The organism is Pseudoxanthomonas sp. JC1303, assembly GCF_058448525.1.
Window position 1 is genome coordinate 3,583,692 of sequence record NZ_CP185958.1, and the last position, 16,883, is coordinate 3,600,574.

13 protein-coding genes and 1 riboswitch are annotated in these 16,883 nt (G+C 67.2%); of the genes, 7 read left to right on the forward strand and 6 right to left on the reverse strand.

The annotated features are described in order from the left end of the window. Window positions 1-27: 27 nt before the first annotated feature. Window positions 28-146: riboswitch (glycine riboswitch) on the reverse strand. Between the two features lie 331 nt (window positions 147-477). Together ACORQU_RS16120 and ACORQU_RS16125 are read left to right on the forward strand one after the other, a co-directional pair. Next, window positions 478-1,728: a multidrug effflux MFS transporter gene (locus tag ACORQU_RS16120; protein ID WP_271646167.1), complete on the forward strand. Its 1,251-nt coding sequence runs from the start codon at window positions 478-480 to the stop codon at window positions 1,726-1,728. A gap of 71 nt (window positions 1,729-1,799) precedes the next feature. Continuing rightward, window positions 1,800-2,207, forward strand: coding sequence for an ester cyclase (locus ACORQU_RS16125; RefSeq protein WP_271646166.1), 408 nt, complete (start codon window positions 1,800-1,802; stop codon window positions 2,205-2,207). A 48-nt stretch (window positions 2,208-2,255) separates the two neighbouring features. Here ACORQU_RS16125 and ACORQU_RS16130 read toward each other — a convergent pair whose 3' ends face one another. The 3 genes from ACORQU_RS16130 to ACORQU_RS16140 all read right to left on the reverse strand — a co-directional run bounded on the left by ACORQU_RS16130 (window position 2,256) and on the right by ACORQU_RS16140 (window position 6,957). Further along, window positions 2,256-5,030, reverse strand: coding sequence for a TonB-dependent receptor (locus ACORQU_RS16130; RefSeq protein WP_491642088.1), 2,775 nt, complete (start codon window positions 5,028-5,030; stop codon window positions 2,256-2,258). 152 nt (window positions 5,031-5,182) lie between these two features. Then, a complete protein-coding gene (locus tag ACORQU_RS16135) occupies window positions 5,183-5,335 on the reverse strand; it encodes a hypothetical protein (protein ID WP_271646164.1) in 153 nt (50 codons plus the stop codon). A 14-nt stretch (window positions 5,336-5,349) separates the two neighbouring features. Beyond that, entirely contained in the window at window positions 5,350-6,957 is a 1,608-nt protein-coding gene (locus tag ACORQU_RS16140; protein WP_491642089.1) for an alpha-glucosidase family protein, read from the reverse strand. 394 nt (window positions 6,958-7,351) lie between these two features. On the opposite strand from ACORQU_RS16140, the gene ACORQU_RS16145 reads away from it, so the two are divergent. Both ACORQU_RS16145 and ACORQU_RS16150 read left to right on the forward strand, forming a co-directional pair. Then, window positions 7,352-8,836: an MFS transporter gene (locus ACORQU_RS16145; RefSeq protein WP_491642090.1), complete on the forward strand. Its 1,485-nt coding sequence runs from the start codon at window positions 7,352-7,354 to the stop codon at window positions 8,834-8,836. Continuing rightward, a complete protein-coding gene (locus tag ACORQU_RS16150; RefSeq protein ID WP_491642091.1) occupies window positions 8,833-10,509 on the forward strand; it encodes an alpha-amylase family glycosyl hydrolase in 1,677 nt (558 codons plus the stop codon). Before ACORQU_RS16145 ends, ACORQU_RS16150 begins: the two co-directional genes overlap by 4 nt. A 313-nt stretch (window positions 10,510-10,822) precedes the next feature. On the opposite strand, the gene ACORQU_RS16155 is transcribed toward ACORQU_RS16150, so the two are convergent. From ACORQU_RS16155 to ACORQU_RS16165, 3 genes are all read right to left on the reverse strand, one after another. Next, window positions 10,823-11,860, reverse strand: a complete 1,038-nt coding sequence (locus tag ACORQU_RS16155; protein ID WP_491642092.1) for a LacI family DNA-binding transcriptional regulator — start codon at window positions 11,858-11,860, stop codon at window positions 10,823-10,825. 84 nt (window positions 11,861-11,944) lie between these two features. Next, window positions 11,945-13,135, reverse strand: a complete 1,191-nt coding sequence (locus tag ACORQU_RS16160) for a BaiN/RdsA family NAD(P)/FAD-dependent oxidoreductase (protein WP_491642093.1) — start codon at window positions 13,133-13,135, stop codon at window positions 11,945-11,947. Further along, window positions 13,135-13,683, reverse strand: coding sequence for a YaeQ family protein (locus ACORQU_RS16165; protein WP_271646158.1), 549 nt, complete (start codon window positions 13,681-13,683; stop codon window positions 13,135-13,137). The genes ACORQU_RS16160 and ACORQU_RS16165 overlap by 1 nt, the downstream gene beginning before the upstream one ends. Before the next feature lie 74 nt (window positions 13,684-13,757). Here ACORQU_RS16165 and ACORQU_RS16170 point away from each other — a divergent pair, with 74 nt between their 5' ends. The 3 genes from ACORQU_RS16170 (at window position 13,758) to ACORQU_RS16180 (ending at window position 16,840) form a co-directional block, all read left to right on the forward strand. Beyond that, window positions 13,758-14,639 (forward strand): pseudouridine synthase, encoded by an 882-nt coding sequence (locus tag ACORQU_RS16170; protein ID WP_491642094.1) that lies wholly within the window; start codon window positions 13,758-13,760, stop codon window positions 14,637-14,639. Window positions 14,640-14,965: 326 nt separating this feature from the next. After that, window positions 14,966-15,175 carry a cold-shock protein gene (locus ACORQU_RS16175; protein ID WP_271646156.1) on the forward strand — a complete coding sequence of 70 codons (210 nt, stop codon included), beginning with the start codon at window positions 14,966-14,968 and terminating at the stop codon, window positions 15,173-15,175. A gap of 105 nt (window positions 15,176-15,280) precedes the next feature. Continuing rightward, window positions 15,281-16,840 carry a protein adenylyltransferase SelO gene (locus ACORQU_RS16180; RefSeq protein WP_491642095.1) on the forward strand — a complete coding sequence of 520 codons (1,560 nt, stop codon included), beginning with the start codon at window positions 15,281-15,283 and terminating at the stop codon, window positions 16,838-16,840. Window positions 16,841-16,883: the final 43 nt, after the last annotated feature.

A 16,883-nucleotide genomic window follows, 5' to 3' on the forward strand; every position in this document is an offset into this window, starting at 1 on the left:
GGATCGGCGGGAGTGGCGGCGTCTTCCTCGCGCCCCTCTGTCCTTTTGCCTGAGAGTTTAAAAGCGCGCTGGATTGCGCTTCGTGCCCCTTCGGCGCCGGTGCCGAGCCCTGTCACGGGCCGACCGGTCTCTCCAGAGTGTGTGCTGCCTGCGGTGGTATCGGGCCTGAGCGATTACGGGCGTTGCGCCTTCGGCAGCGGAGCCGGTCCTGGACGGGCCTGCGCCGCTTCTCCCACCTGTGTTGCCCCGCCGATTATACGGGCCGGGCAGGGCTGCGTACGCCCGGGCCGGACGCCGGGTGTCGCGATCCCGGGACGGCCTGTCCGGCCCGGGCGGTTAACGGGACCGGGCCCAGCGCCTATCATGGCGCCCTTCCTTCCTTGTCATCGCCGTGTGCCCCCCGGGGCTGCGCGGCGCCCTCGTCGTGTCGCCCGTGCGTGCCATCCGCGCAGATGGCGCCTGCCAGGACCCCATTCCATGCCGTTGCCCGCCACCTCGACCCGTCGTCTCGCCCTGCTGCTGGCCGGACTGGCGATGTTCGGGCCGTTCTCGATCGACACCATCTTCCCGGCCTTCCCGCAGCTGGCCCAGCGCCTGGGCGTGGAACAGGTCGCGGTGCAGCAGACCGTCAGCGTGTACCTGCTGGCCTACGCAGTCATGAGCCTGGCCCATGGCGCGCTGTCCGATGCCTTCGGCCGCAAGCGGGTGATCCTGGGCGGACTGGTGGTGTTCGTACTGGCCTCGGCCGGCTGCGCGCTCTCGCGCGACCTGGGCACCTTGTTGGCGTTCCGTGCCCTGCAGGGCTTTTCGGCCGGAGCCGGCATGATCGTGGGGCGGGCGGTGATCCGCGACCTCTACGAGGGTCACCTGGCGCAGAAGCTGATGAGCCAGGTGTCGATGATCTTCGGCATCGCCCCGGCCATCGCGCCGATCATCGGGGGCTGGATCCTGGGCAGCGGCGCGGGCTGGCCGGTGATCTTCTGGTTCCTGGTCGTTTTCGCTGCGCTGCTGATCTTGGCCACGGCGGTCTGGCTGCCGGAGACGCATCCGCCGGCCGCGCGCACGCCGCTCTCGCCCGGTGGCCTGTGGCGGGGCTACAAGGCCATCGGCCTGGACCGCCGCTTCCAGCGCCTGGCCGCCTCGGGCGCGCTGACCTTCGCCGGGATCTGGCTGTACATCGCTTCGGCGCCCGTGGTCGTCATGGAGTTGCTGGGCAAGACCGAGCAGGACTTTGCGTGGCTGTTCATCCCCACCATCGGCGGGATGACGCTGGGCTCGTGGCTGTCCGGGCGCATGGCCGGCAGGTTGAAGCCCGCCGCGCAGGTGCGCGTGGGCTTCATCTGCTGCGCGGTGGCCAGCTTGGCGAGCATCGCCTACGCGTCGATATCGCCCACCTTCGAGGTGCCGTGGGCGGTGTTGCCGATCTTCGTGGCCGGCACCGGCATGGGCCTGGTGTTCCCGATCCTGGCCCTGGCCGTCCTAGACCTGTATCCGCGCCAGCGCGGGCTGGCGTCCTCGCTGCAGGCCTTCGTCCAGCTCACCACCAACGCCTTGGTGGCCGGCGTGCTGTCGCCGCTGGTCGCGCATGATCCGATGCACCTGGCGTTGGGGGCGACGACGTTCTTCGTCGCCGGCTGGTTGTGCTGGCGCGCCGATCGCCGCGCGGGCCGGCGCCTGCCGCGTCAGGGCGCGATGACACCGCGCCTGGAGCCGGCCGACGGCGCCTGAACTTGCGCGTTGACTTCGTGCACAGGCCAGGCCTGCTGCACTGCGCTTCCACAAACGACCATGGAGTACGCATGCACGCACAGGACATGGATCGCTTCTACCGCGCCTACCTGGATTGCCTGAATCGGCGGGATTGGGACGCGTTGGGCGAATTCGTCGCAGAGTCGGTCAGCCACAACGGGCGGGCATTTGGGCTGGAGGGCTACCGACGGATGCTGGAAGACGACGTCCGGTCGATTCCGGACCTGCGATTTTCCATCGACCAGCTCGCCTGCACCGCGCCGATCATCGCCGCGCGGCTGGTGTTCGATTGCACCCCGATGGGCGAACTGTTCGGACTGCCGGTCAACGGGCGCCGGGTGCGGTTCTGCGAACACGTCTTCTACCGCGTCGAGGCGGGGCGTATCGCACAGGTGTGGTCGCTGATCGACCGCGCGGCCATCCAGGCACAGCTGTCCCAGGTCCCGTCATCGCCCTAACAGAAGCGCCCCTTGCGGGGCGCCCTGTATCGACCGATCCCGCCGTGGTCAGAACTTGTAGTTGACGCCCAGCACGACCGTGCGGCCCCACTCGATGTATTCCAGCGGGCGGTCCTTGGTTTCGGCATAGGTCCGGTAGGGCGCGTTGGTCAGGTTGCTCCCCTGGAGCAGCAGGCTCAGGCCCTTCAGGTTGCCGCCGTCGGCGAAGGTATAGCTGATCTGCGCGTCGGTGATGTTCTCGCCGACCACATAGCGCAGGGTGCGGTTGCCGTTGAAGTTGCCGATCTCGCCGATGAAGTCCGAGCGCCTGCGCTGGCTCACACGCGCCTCGAATCCACTGTGCTCGTAGTAGGCGGTGAAGTTGTAGACGCGCTTGGACAGGCCGGGCAGGTCGATGGCATCGCTCCCCACGCTGGAGGCGCTTTCCGGATCCATGATCTTGACGTCGCTGTCGTTGAAGGTCGCGCTGGCCTGGATGCCGAAGCCTTCCAGTGGCGCAAACACCATGTCCAGCGGCAGCGAAGCGGTCAGCTCCAGACCCCGCAGCGTGCCGCCCTTGCCGTTGAACGGCGCGCTGAAGGTGCCCGTGGTCTGCACCGGCACGGTCATGCCCGGCGGCGGCACGTAGCCGGCCACCAGCGCGCTGAAATCGTAGTCGTCGCGGGTCTGGGTGTAGATGTAGGTCTTCAGATCCTTGTAGAACACCGCGGCGGCCACGTAGGCCTTTTCGCCGAAGTACTTCTCATACGAAAGGTCGACCGCGTCGGCGCGCCAGGGATCGAGCAGCGGATTGCCGCCGCTGGCGCCGGGCTTGCCGGTGGAGGTGTCCACGCCGAATTCCAGCGAGGCGCGCATCTGGTCCACGCGCGGACGGGCCACCTGCTTGGCCAGGGCGAAGCGCAGGGTCTGCTCGTGCGCAAACTGGAACGCCAGGTTGAGGCTGGGCAGCCAGTCGTTGTAGGTCTTGCCTTCCTCGATCGGGCGCACCTCGCTGCCGGCCGGCTGCGAGGCATCCCAGTAGTTGGCGCTCGAGGACTGGTCGGTGTGCTGCATCTGCACGCCAACGTTGCCGCGCACGCCGACCTCGCCCCATTGGGTGTCGATATTGGCGCGCGCCCAGGCGGTCGTGATCTTTTCATCGACCGTCCAGGCCTTGGAGACCAGGTAGGACGCGTCCTCGTTCGGTTCGAACACCATGTAGCGCGCCACCGCGCCAGGCACGTTCCAGGCCGGGATGTAGCCGATGCCGGCAAAGCCCAGGTTCACCGGGGAATACTGCAGGTCCGAGGCGACGGTGCTGTCGCCCTGCGCGCCCAGGGTGATGTTGCCCTCTGGCTGGTGCTTCTGCTTTTCGCGGTCGGCGTAGTTGACGCCCACGTCCAGGTCGGAGAACCAGCTGAGCGACTGCGGCATGGGGAAGCTGGCCTGCAGGCGCGCGCCCTTCAGCCTGTCTTCCACCTGCGGCGCCTTGCCGTAGCCGGAGCCATAGATCGTGTTGGTCAGGAACAGGGCGTCGGGATTGGAGTAATCCAGGCTTGGCGAGATCTGCGAGAAGTCGTTCCCACGGAAGGCCAGGCCGACGGTGTCCAGCTGCGGCATGGGGGTCAGCTGGAGGTTGTTCTCCAGGTTGAGTTCCTTGCGCGTGGCCTTGGAGTAGTTGAGGTCGGTGTTGATCCTCACCGCACCGGCGTTGAACTCGTTGTTCCATCCGAACGCGTCGATCTTGTCCTTGCGCTTGTTGTACATGCCGCGCACCAGCGGATACACGCCGCTGGCGGTACCGCCGGTGAAGGTGTTGTCCGCGTTGACCTGCGGATTGGTGATCAGCAGGCCCGGCGTGTAGCCGCCGTTGTAGTTGCTGAGGTTCAGCTCGAACTGGTTGGCCGTGTCGATCTGCTCGGCTTCGGTATGGAAGGCATCGAGCGTGCTGGTCCAGTTGTTGGAAGGCCGGTACTGCACGGTGGCCATCACGCCGTCGCGCTTTGAGTTTCCGGTGCGGCGCAGCGCCTTGATGCCATCGGAGAAATAGGTGCCCGGCGCCACGCCAGGACGCGATCCGCTGTCGGTGTTCTGGGTGCTCCATGGCTCGTACAGACCCACCTGGTTTTCCTGGATGGGCATGTCGGTATGCGCATAGCCGATGGACACGCCCAGGGTCTTGTCGAAGAACTGGTCGATGTAGCTGACGCTGAAGCGGTTGCCATAGGCATCGACGTTGGCGGCCTTGCCCAGCGAGTTGCGCTGGTAGCGGCCGCCGACGGCGATCACGCGCTCGCCGAAGCTCAGCGGGCGCACGGTCTGCATGTCCACGGTGCCCGACAGGCCCTGGCCGACCAGGCCGGCATCGGGCGTCTTGTACACGGTCACGCCGTTGACCAGTTCCGATGGGTACTGGTCGAACTCCACACTGCGGTTGTCGCCGGTGCTGACCACCTCGCGCCCGTTGAGCAGGGTGGTGGAGAAGTCGGGCGACAGGCCACGGACGCTGATCACCTGCGCGCGCCCGGCCACGCGCTGCGCGGCCAGGCCGGGCAGGCGCGCCAGCGATTCGGCGATGCTCACGTCGGGCAGCTTGCCGATGTCCTCGGCCGAGATCGCCTCGACGATCGAGGTCGATTCACGCTTGACCGAGATCGCGCCTTCGATGCTGCGGCGGATGCCGGTCACCGTGATCCGCTCAAGATCGGTGGCCTGGGCGGTCTGGGTGCCAGCAGGATCGGCCGTGGTATCGGTCGGCGTGGTCTGCGCGTTGGCATGCGTATTGGTCAACGTGATCGCGGACGCCAGGGCCACGCACAGCAGGTTGCGCTTGGGAGTCAACATTTTCCCCTCCAGTCAATGTCGGTGCAGCGTTCAAGGTGTGGGCCGGCATCCCCACATCGCCGGCGTTTCGCAAAGGCGTTAAAACAAGGCCTATTCGAATGGGCGGCCATGGTAGTGCCGGCCCGCGCGGATGCATCGGCCTGCATACGTATTCATGGCAATGCGATGAAATTCGGTGCGCGCAGCGATGTCGCTGTGGCACCGACCTGCGCTTGGCAGGCGCGGTGCGCACGCATGAAAAACGCTTCCACATGCCCACGGTCGGCCTTTTGTTGCATCGCGGCAGGTGCTTTGCGCATGGCCATGCGGCGCCCGCCGCTCAGGCCAGGGTCGCGAACCAGCTGCCGCGGCCGGGCAGCGACAGCGTGCCGGCCTCGAGCGTCGCCGCGCGCAGGCCGTGATCGTCGACCGTGGTGGTCTTCATGCCTTTCGGCAATGGCCACTGCACCGGCGCGGCCGACAGGTTGAACACCACCAGCAACGCCTGGCCTTCGCCTTCGCGCACGAAGGCCAGCACCGGCTCTGGCGTGTCCAGGAAGCGGATATCGCCGCGCACCAGCGCCGGATGGCGCCGCCGCCAAGCCAGGAAGCGGCGCACCTGTTGCAGCACCGAGTCAGGATCGGCCTCCTGGGTCGCCACGCTGCGCTGCACGTGTTCGGCCGGCACCGGCAGCCACGGCACGCCGGCGCTGAAACCGCCGCCGGGCAGCGCCTGCCACGGCATCGGCGTGCGGCAGCCGTCGCGGCCCTTGAAGTTGGGCCAGAACGCCTTGCCGTACGGATCCTGCAGCAACTCGTAGGGCACCTCGGCCTCGCTCAGGCCCAACTCCTCACCCTGGTAGACGCAGACCGAGCCACGCAGCGAGCACACCAGCGCCACCAGTTGGGCGGCGAAGGCCGCATCGCCTGCGCCGCCCCAGCGGGTCACCGCGCGCGGCACGTCGTGGTTGGAGATGGCCCAGCACGGCCAGCCTTCGTCCATGGCCGCCTCCAGGCGCGAGACCGTCTCGCGGATGTAGGCCGCGCTGTAGTCCTCGACCAGCAGCTCGAAGCTGTAGCCCATGTGCAGGCGGGTGTGACCGGTGTATTCGGCGGTGGTCGCCAGCGAGTCTTCCGAGGAGATCTCGCCCAGCGCGGCCACGTCGGGATAGCGATCCATCAGCGCGCGCAGCCGCTCCAGGAACGGCAGGTTCTCCGGACGGGTGTTGTTGTACCAGTGGTACTGGTAGGCGTAGGGGTTGTCCGGGCTGAAACCGCGCCCGACGCGCTCGGCCTTGGGCTTGGGCGGGTTGTCGCGCAGCTGCTGGTCGTGGAAGCAGAAGTTGATCGCATCCAGGCGCAGGCCATCCACACCGCGGTCCAGCCAGAACTGCACGTTGTCCAGCGTGGCCTGCTGGACATCGGGGTTGTGGAAGTTCAGGTCCGGCTGCAGGCCCAGGAAGTTGTGCAGGTAGTACTGCTCGCGGCGCGGCTCCCAGCGCCAGGCCACGCCGCCGAAGATCGACATCCAGTTGTTGGGCGGCGTGCCGTCTTCCTGCGGATCAGCCCAGACGTACCAGTCGGCCTTGGGGTTGTCGCGGCTCTGCCGGCTCTCCTGGAACCACGCATGCTGGTCCGAGCAATGGCTGAGCACCTGGTCGATCATCACCTTGATGCCCAGCCGGTGGGCCTTGGCCAGCAGCGCGTCGAAGTCGGCCAGGGTGCCGAACATCGGGTCCACATCGCGGTAATCGGCGATGTCGTAGCCGAAGTCGGCCATCGGCGACTTGAAGAACGGCGAGATCCAGATCGCGTCCACGCCCAGGCTGGCCACGTAGTCCAGCCGCTCGACGATGCCCGGCAAGTCGCCGATGCCATCCCCATTGGTGTCCATGAAGCTGCGCGGATAGATCTGGTAGATCACCGCGCCACGCCACCAGTTGTTCATTGCCTTCCCCGAGAAATGCGGTGCCCCGCCAGGCCACTGCCTGGCGGTCGAAAACGGGCGCCACTATTCCACGCGATCCCGATGACGTCGCCAGAGGATGGGTTCGAAGACGCATGAATACGTATGCAGGCGTGCCGGCGCGTGCGCGTTGCCGAAACGAGTGCACGAGACGCGCGGGGTCCGCCGGACAATGCGTGAAGTGTCTTGAAAAAAGGCATTTCATGCGCTTTTGGCGAGGCCTGGGACAACGGTCAAAGGCGGGTTCGAGGCCGGGATGCGTGTTTTGCAGTGCAGCATGGCAAGCGCGTGGGCAGAGGTCACCATGACGCGCCGACCCGGTCACGCATCATCGTGAGTGCGCACCGTGCCGTCGCAAGGGGATTTCACTCGCATCATGACCCGTACCCGCGCCCTGTCGTTCTGGCAGATATGGAACATGTGCTTCGGCTTTCTGGGTATCCAGTTCGGCTTCGCCCTGCAGAACGCCAACGTCAGCCGCATCTTCCACACGCTGGGCGCGTCGGTGGACGACATCCCGATCCTGTGGATGGCCGCGCCGCTGACCGGCCTGCTGGTGCAGCCGGTGATTGGCTATTTCTCGGATCGGACCTGGACGCGGCTGGGGCGGCGGCGGCCTTATTTTCTGGTCGGCGCGGTGCTGGCCACGCTGGCCTTGCTGGCCATGCCGCATTCGCCTGCGCTGTGGATCGCCGCGGGGTTGCTGTGGGTGCTGGATGCGTCGATCAACATCTCGATGGAGCCGTTCCGCGCCTTCGTCGGCGACCTGCTGCCGACCCGGCAGCGCGCGTCTGGTTATGCGATGCAGAGCTTTTTCATCGGCTTAGGCTCGGTGGTCGCCAGCCTGTTGCCTTGGATCCTGGCGCAGGTCGGCGTGGCCAATACCGCTGGGCCCGGCGAAGTGCCGGACACGGTGCGCTACGCGTTCTACTTCGGCGGCGCGGTGTTGATGCTGACCATCATCTGGACGGTGGTCACCACGCGCGAAGCCCCGCCCGGGCAGTTGGCCGGTGAGCTGGAGCCGCCGACCACCGCGCCCGTGCCAGTGGCATCGGGCAATACCGCGGTGCGGGTGCGGCTGGGCATCGTGGCCCTGGTCCTGGGCCTGGTCGGCTGCGTCCTGGTGGCGGCGTTTGGCCTGGACAAGCAGCTCTACGTGCTCGGCGGTGGTGCGGCCGTCGCCGGTGCGTTGCTGCTGGGGCGCGGACGCGCCCGCGGTGGGATGTACGCGACCATCGTCGATGACCTGATGGACATGCCGTCGGCGATGCGGCGGCTGGCGGTGGTGCAGTTCTTCTCATGGTTCGCCTTGTTCGCCATGTGGATCTACACCACCGACGCAGTGACCAGCACCCATTTCGGCACCAGCGACACCACCTCGGCCGCCTATAACGAGGGCGCCAACTGGGTGGGCGTGCTGTTTGCCGCCTACAACGGCTTCGCCGCGCTGGCGGCGATCGTGATCCCGTGGATGGTGCGTGCCATCGGCCTGCGCTGGAGCCATCTGTTGAACCTGTGCCTGGGCGGCGTGGGGTTCTGCTCGTTCCTCCTCTTCCGCGACCCACACTGGCTGCTGCTGTCCATGGCCGGGGTGGGCTTTGCCTGGGCCTCGATCCTCTCGCTGCCCTACGCACTGCTGTCCGACAGCGTGCCGGCCGCGAAGATGGGCCTGTACATGGGCATCTTCAATTTCTTCATCGTCATCCCGCAGCTGGTCGCCGCCTCGATCCTGGGATTGCTGGTCAAGACCGTCCTGGGTGGCGCACCGATCAACGCCCTGGCCGTCGGTGGCCTGAGCCTGGTGGTCGCCGGCCTGTGCACCCTGCGCGTGCCCGAACCTCGCCTGGAGTCCCAAGCATGAAGCCGCTGTCCTTGTCCCTGTTGGCCCTGGCGACCGTCCTGGCGCTGCCGGCCCGTGCGCAGCAGGCGCCGGCCGATGAGCTGTACGGCACGCTGGAGCCGTTCGCCAGCGAGGCGATCTATTTCGTGGTGACCGACCGCTTCGTCAATGGCGATCCGTCCAACGACCACCGCGACCAGGGCGGCAAGCACCGCACCTTCGATATTCCCGTGCCGGGCGCCCCGGCCGGCAAGAGTGCGAACATCGGCTACCTGGGGGGCGACTTCAAGGGCATTGTCGACAACGCACGCTATATCCACGACATGGGCTTCAGCGCGGTGTGGGTGACGCCCATCGTCGACAACCCCGACCAGGCTTTTACTGGTGGCAAGCCGGTGAAGTGGGGCAGCTCGCTGGCCGACCAGGGCAAGACCGGTTACCACGGCTACTGGGGCGTGAATTTCTACAAGCTCGACGAGCACCTGCCCAGTAAGGGCCTGGACTTCGCCGGGTTCACCAAGGCGATGAAGGGCCAGCAGCTGGACGTGGTGCTGGACATCGTCGCCAACCACGGCTCGCCGGCGTTCTCCATGCCGACCGCGCAGCCCCAGTTCGGGCAGCTCTTCGACAAGCAGGGCCACAAGGTCGCCGACCACCAGAACCTGGATCCAGGCAAGCTGGACCCGCAGCACAACCCGATGCATGCCTTCTACAACACCGGCGGCGGGCTGGCCGAGCTGTCGGACCTGGCCGAGGACAACCCTGCGGTTCTGGACTATCTGGCCGGCGCCTACGAACAATGGATCGACCAGGGCGCCGCCGCCTTCCGCGTCGATACCATCGGCTGGATGCCGCATCGCTTCTGGAAGCAGTTCGCCGATCGCATCCGCGCCAAACACCCGGGCTTTTTCATGTTCGGCGAGGCCTTCGATTACGACGCGGCGTTCATCGCCGCGCATACGCTGGACCGCAACGGGCACTACAGCGTGCTGGACTTTCCCCAGCGCGGGAAGCTGTCCAAGGTCTTCGGCAGGGAAGGCGGCGGCTACGACGCACTGGAGCGCACGCTGTACCTGGAGGACGGTCCGTACAACAACCCGTACGACTTGGTGACCTTCTACGACAACCACGACATGTCGCGCCTGGACGCGACCGATACGGGCTTCATCGACGCGCACAACTGGCTGTTCACCACGCGCGGCATCCCGGCGGTGTACTACGGCTCGGAGACCGGCTTCATGCGTGGCGCGGCCGAGCACGCGGGCAATCGCAACTACTACGGGCAGGCGCGTGTGGATGCGGCCGGCGAGAGCGCGATCTACCGCAATCTCAAGCGCATCGCCAACCTGCGTCGTGAATCGATCGCCCTGCAGCGCGGCTTGCAGCTCAATCTGCAGCTGACCAAGCAGACTGCCGCGTTCTATCGCGTCTTCGAGCACGACGGTCAGGCGCAGACCGCGCTGGTGCTACTCAACAAGGCGGACACGGCTTCTGAAGTGACGCTGGATAAGCTGCTGCAGCCCGGCCAGTGGCGAGACGCCTTCGATGGCTCAGCCGTGCAGGTGGATGGGGACACGCTAGCGCTGGACGTCCCGGCGCATGGGGTGCGCGTCCTGCTTTACGACCAGCCGCTGACCAATGCGCTACTACGCGCGCGACTGGCCGAAGACATGAGACATCGCCTGCGCGAGTAGAGCGTGTCCTCAATCCGGCGAGTCCCTGTGTGCGGGCGCGCACCCCGTGGGTAGGCTCTGCTGGATTGACTCGCCGATTCCTGTAGGGCCGAGCTTGCTCGGCCGGGGCATTGCCGATAGAGCCCCAGCCGAGCAAGCTCGGCGCTACACACGTGTCCTCGATGCGACGAGTCTCGGTGTGCGGGCGCGCACCCGGTGGGTGGGCTCTGATGGATGGGCTCACCGATTCCTGTGGGGCCGAGCTTGCTCGGCGGGAGCATTCCCGGTAGAGCCTCAGCCGAGCAGGCTCGGCGCTACACGCGAGTCCATCGCATTACGCGCAGCGGGTGGAGCCGCGCAGGGCCAGGCGTACCGGAATGGTCTGGTTGTCCACTGGCTGGCCGTGGATCAGCTGCATCAGCGCATCGACCAGCAGCATCCCGGCCTGGCGCGTGTCCTGCTGGACCGTGGACAGCCCCGGCGCAACGAAGTTGGCCAGCGGGATATCGTCGAACCCGGCCACGGCCACGTCCTCGGGAATGCGCAAGCCGTGTTCCAGCAGCGCCTTCATCGCGCCGATGGCGATCAGGTCGCTGGCGCCGAACAGGGCGTCGAAACTGGCGCCGCGCGCCAGCAGGGCCTTGGTGGCTTCGTAGCCGGACTGCTCGCTGGTCTCCGCGTCGACCTGCAAGGCCGGGTCCGGCGCCAGGCCCAGCTCGGCCAGCGCGGCGGCGACACCGCGATGGCGCTCCTGGAATTCCGGGTAATGCGCCGAGGCGTGACCGATGAAGGCGATCCGCCGGCGACCCTGTTCCAGCAGGTGCGCGGCGATGTCATGCCCGCCCTGGAAGTTGTCGCAGCCGATCGATACGCCCGGCTGGCCGGGCAGGGCCGCGCCCCAGCGCACGAAGCGGATGCCCTGCTGCTGGAGCTTCTCCAGCCTGATGCGCGATTTGAGGTAGTCGCCGTAGCCCAGCAGGATCAGCCCATCGGCCTTCTTGCTGTCGGCGTAGTCGGCCTGCCAGTCCTCGGAGAGGTTCTGGAAGGAGATCAGCAGGTCGTAGCCGTGCAACGCGCAGGCACGGGTGATCGCGCCCAGCATCGACAGGAAGAAGGGATTGATCGCCGAGTCGTCCGGGGTGGGATCTTCGAAGAACAACAGCGCCAGCGTCCCGGTGAGCTGGGTGCGCAGGTTGGAGGCGTTCTTGTCGACCTTGTAATGCAGCTCCTCGGCGATGGCCAGGATGCGCTTGCGCGTCTCCTCGTTGACCATCGGGCTGCCGCGCAGGGCGCGCGAGACGGTGGGTTGGGAGACGCCGGCAAGATGCGCGATGTCCAGCGAGGTGGCCTTGCCCTTGATGGGATGCTGCACGGCAGTCACGCAGGGTGTTACGAGGTCGCGATCATGCCACGCGGCGCCACGAAAGCCGTGCTGCGCTGCGGCAGATCCGCGGGTCTAGACCGCCTCGCCGGCAGCGTGCCCGGAGGCCCAGGCCCACTGGAAGTTGTAGCCGCCCAGCCAGCCGGTGACATCCAGCACCTCGCCGATGAAATGCAGCCCAGGCGCGCGCTTGGACTCGAAGGCGGCCTGCGAGACCTCACGGGTGTCCACCCCGCCCAGGGTGACCTCGGCGGTGCGGTAACCCTCGGTGCCGCTGGCCACCAGCGGCCAGGCGCGTAGCAGCTCGGCGGCCTGGCGCAGCTGTGGAGCATTGAACTGCTTCATCGGCTTGTTGGGCAGCCAGTGCTCGCACAGGCGCTGGGCGAAGCGCCGCGGCAGCAGGTCGGACAGCACGGTCTTCAGCTCGGCGGCCGGGCGCGCGGCCTGTTGGGCCTGCAACACCTCCAGCGCGTCCTGGCCCGGCAGCAGGTCCAGCAGCAGGAGCTGGCCGGGCTGCCAGTAGGAGGAGATCTGCAGGATCGCCGGGCCGCTGATGCCGCGGTGGGTGACCAGCATGGCGTTCTCGAAGGCGGTCTTGCCGCACTGCGCGCGCACGGGCAGGGCGACGCCGGCCAGGTCGGCCAACTGCTGCTGCGGCTTGCCGCTCAGGGTCAGCGGGACCAGCCCGGCGCGCGTGGCCAGCACCTCGTGCCCGAATTGGCGCGCCAGTGCGTAGCCGAATCCGCTGGCGCCCATCGAGGGGATCGACAGTCCGCCGGTGGCGACCACCAGCGACGGCGCGGTGAACACGCCCTGTGCCGTGTACAGCGTGTAGCCGCCCCCTTCGCGCGCGGCCACGCGTTCCACGCCGCAGCCGGTGGCGATGCGTGCACCGGCGTCCGCGCACTCGGCCAGCAGCATCGCCACGATCTGCTTGGACGAGTCGTCGCAGAACAGCTGGCCCAGCTCCTTCTCGTGGTAGGCGATGCGGTGTCGCTCGACCAGGTCGATGAAGTCGCGCGGTGTGTAGCGCGCCAGCGCCGAGCGGCAGAAGTGCGGGTTGGCCGAGAGGTAGTTGGCCGGCGAGGTGCCGGTGTTGGTGAAGTTGCAGCGGCCGCCGCCGGACATGAGGATCTTCTTGCCCACCCGGTTGGCGTGCTCGATGACCAGCACCGAGCGCCCGCGCCGCGCCGCGGTGGCCGCGCACATCAGTCCCGCCGCGCCGCCGCCGATGATCAGGACGTCGTGGGTGAAGCCGGGTTCCATTACGCCTGGGGCGCGTGGCGCACGCCGGGGACCAACACCAGCTGCAGCGCGTCGCCCATGATCTGCACTTCGCCGTCCTGGATCAGCACGTCCAGGCGCATGGTCCGCTGCACGTGGCTGGCCAGGGTGGACACCACGTCGTGGGGCAGGTCGATCACCGTGAGCTGCTTCATCCGGCGCAGCGCCGCGCCCTGCTTGTGCCACCACACCTCGGCGGCGTGGCCGCCGTAGTTGACCACCACGACCTCGCTCGCGCGTCCGGCCGCCTTGCGCAGGCGGTTCTCGTCGGGCTGGCCCAGATCGATCCACTGTTCGATCTGGCCGGTGTAGTCGCGCCGCCACAGATCGGGTTCGTCCTCGGCGCTCAGGCCACGGCCGAACTCCAGCCGCTCGTGCGCATACAGCACGAACGCCAGCAGGCGCGCGACCAGGCGCTCGTCGGTTTCGGAAGGATGCTGGGCCAGGGTCAGGCTGTGGCTGGCGTAATGGTGCCGGTCAAGGTCGTTGATCTGAAGCTCGACCTTGCGGATCGTGGCAGAGAGGGCCATGCGGATATCGTCGGAAAGCGGACGTCATGATAATGGCTTCACCTTTGACGCACACGGCTCGACCGTGCATCGCCGTGTCCCGCACGCACGCACCATCGCTACTACCCAGCCACCTGCAACTGGCGCCAGGCCCCTGGTCCTGTCTGCTGGAGGGTCTCTGCGCGCGCTTTCCGGCGATTCCGCGCGAGACGTGGTGCGCACGTTTCGCACGCGGCCGCGTGCAGGATGCGCAGGGGAGGGCGCTGGCGCCGGATGCGCCGTGGCGGGTCGGGCAGGAGATCGTCTATTTCCGCGAAGTGGTCGACGAAGCGTCCATTCCGTTCGCCGAGTCGGTGCTGTACCAGGACGCGCACCTGCTGGTGGCCGACAAGCCCCATTTCCTGCCGGTGGTGCCGTCGGGGCGGTTCGTGCAAGAGACCTTGCTCGCGCGCCTGCGCGCAATGACCGGACTGGCCGAGCTGGCGCCGCTGCATCGGATCGACCGCGCGACAGCCGGGCTGGTCCTGTTCTCGGTCGACCCGGCCACGCGCGGCGCCTACCAGGCGCTGTTCCGCGAACGGCGCATCGACAAGCACTACGAGGCCCTGGCCGCACCGTGCCCGCAGCGGATCTTTCCCTGTCAGGTCGCCTCGCGACTGGTCCGCGGCGAACCGTTCTTCCGGATGCGCGAGGTGGACGGCGCGCCCAACAGCCTGACCCGCGTGGCCGTCCTGGAGCGCGGGCCAGACCTGTGGCGCTACGCGCTGGAGCCGGTGACCGGGCGCAAGCACCAGCTGCGCGTGCACATGGCCTCGCTCGGCATTCCGATCCAGCACGATCCGCTTTATCCGGTGTTGCAGCCCCAGCACGCGCCGGAGGACTTTAGCCGCCCAGTCAAACTTTTGGCGCGATCCCTGGCGTTTCGCGACCCACTTTGTGGTGCGTTGCGACAATTCCAGAGCCGGCAGGTGCTCTAGATCCACCTGTCAGAACCGTCAGGTTTTTTCGTATCCAATTGATAGTGAAAGACATTTTTGTCCGAAAACACCCCGGTTCCAGTGCCGGACCCATGCCGCCCCCAGAGCCCGACGAACGGGCTTGCAATTGCGTTGGCTTTTTCCCCCCAACCTGCGTATCGTTCGCGCCACTGTGCTTGCCAGGGTCACCGTAAATCGTGAGCCTGATGCGGTAGATCGTCAGATCGGCTACATCGTTTGCGTTTTTCCTACGCCTGCAAACCCAGTCTCAGTCGCGGTTTTTCGTGGCTGCGATTACCCATCGTTCGTTTTCAGGAGTAGTAAAAATGTCTGATCGTCAGACCGGCACCGTCAAGTGGTTCAACGACGCCAAGGGCTTCGGCTTCATCACCCCGCAGTCCGGCCCGGACCTGTTCGTGCATTTCCGCGCGATCCAGGGCACCGGCTTCAAGTCGCTGAAGGAAGGCCAGGAAGTGACCTTCGTGGCCGTCCAGGGCCAGAAGGGCATGCAGGCCGACCAGGTGCAGCCGCTGTAATCCAGCGCTTCATCGCGTCAACCGCATTGAAGAGGACGCCGGGGTTTCCCCGGCGTCTTTTTTTGTGTCAGCGTCCATGTGGCCATGCCCGCGTAGGCTGTGCGCATGGAACTGCATTTCGACAACACTCTGCTGCGCGCGCTGCCGCGCGATCCCATCGACGGGCCACAGGTCCGACAGGTCCCGGGCGCGGTCTGGTCCAGCGTGGCGCCCACGCCGGTCGCCGCGCCGCGGGTGCTGGCCTGGTCGCCGGAAGTGGCGGCGTTGCTGGGACTCAAGCAGGACGACATCGAGACGGCCGAGTTCGCCCAGGTCTTCGGTGGCAATGCGCTGCTGCCGGGCATGGTGCCGTACGCGACCAATTACGGCGGCCACCAGTTCGGCAACTGGGCAGGGCAGCTGGGCGACGGTCGGGCGATCTCCCTGGGCGAGGCCATCGCGGCCGATGGCAGCCGTCAGGAGCTGCAGCTCAAGGGCGCCGGGCCGACGCCGTATTCTCGCTTCGCCGATGGACGCGCGGTGTTGCGCTCGTCGATCCGCGAATTCCTGTGCAGCGAAGCCATGGCCCATCTGGGCGTGCCGACCACCCGCGCGCTATGCCTGGTGGGCACGGGAGAAGACGTGGTGCGCGACATGTTCTACGACGGCCATGCCGCGCCCGAGCCTGGCGCGGTGGTCTGCCGGGTGGCGCCTTCCTTCCTGCGCCTGGGGCATTACGAACTCCCGGCCGCGCGCGGCGACACGGCGCTGCTGCGGCGATTGGTGGACTTCACCATCGAGCGCGACTTCCCCGAGCTGTCCGAGCTGGCGCCAGGCGCTGAGCGGGACGCGGCGTGGTTCACACAGATCTGTACGCGCACCGCGGTGCTGATGGCGCACTGGATGCGGGTGGGCTTCGTGCACGGGGTGATGAACACCGACAACCTCTCGGTCCTCGGACTGACCATCGACTACGGCCCGTATGGCTGGATCGACGACTACGATCCGGACTGGACACCCAATACCACCGATGCGCAGGGCCGTCGTTATCGCTTCGGCTGGCAGCCGCAGGTGGCGTTCTGGAACCTCAGCCGCCTGGCCGGCGCGTTGTCGCTGCTGTTCGCCGATCCGGCGCCGCTGCAGGAGGCGCTGCAGGCCTACGCCGACACCTATGCCGCGTGCGAGCGCGCCGATGCCGCCGCCAAGCTGGGGCTGCCGGAGGGCGTGCCCGAAGCACCGCCCCTGATGGCGGAACTACGCGGCCTGCTGCACGGCGCCGAGGTCGACATGACGTTGTTCTTTCGTGGCCTGGGCGATCACGCGCCTGGGCCGCAGGCCCTTGTGCCGCTGGCCGACGCGTTCTATGACCCGGCCAAGTACACCGCCCATCGTCCTGCCTTCGAGGCTTGGCTAACCCGCTATGCGGCGCTTTGCGCGGGCGAGGCCGACGAGGCCGCGCGCCAGCGCCGCATGCGCGCGGCCAATCCGCGCTATGTGCTGCGCAACTACCTGGCCCAGGAGGCGATCGATCGCGCGCACGACGGCGATCTGGCCGGGGTGCACGAGCTGCTCGAGGTGCTGCGCCATCCCTACGACGACCAGCCTGGTCGCGAGGCCTTCGCCCGCAAGCGCCCGGATTGGGCGCGCACGCGGGCAGGCTGTTCGATGCTGTCGTGCAGCTCGTAGCGACGGGCGCGCCCGTGTCGGCTGGCATCGGCGGCGCAGTGCA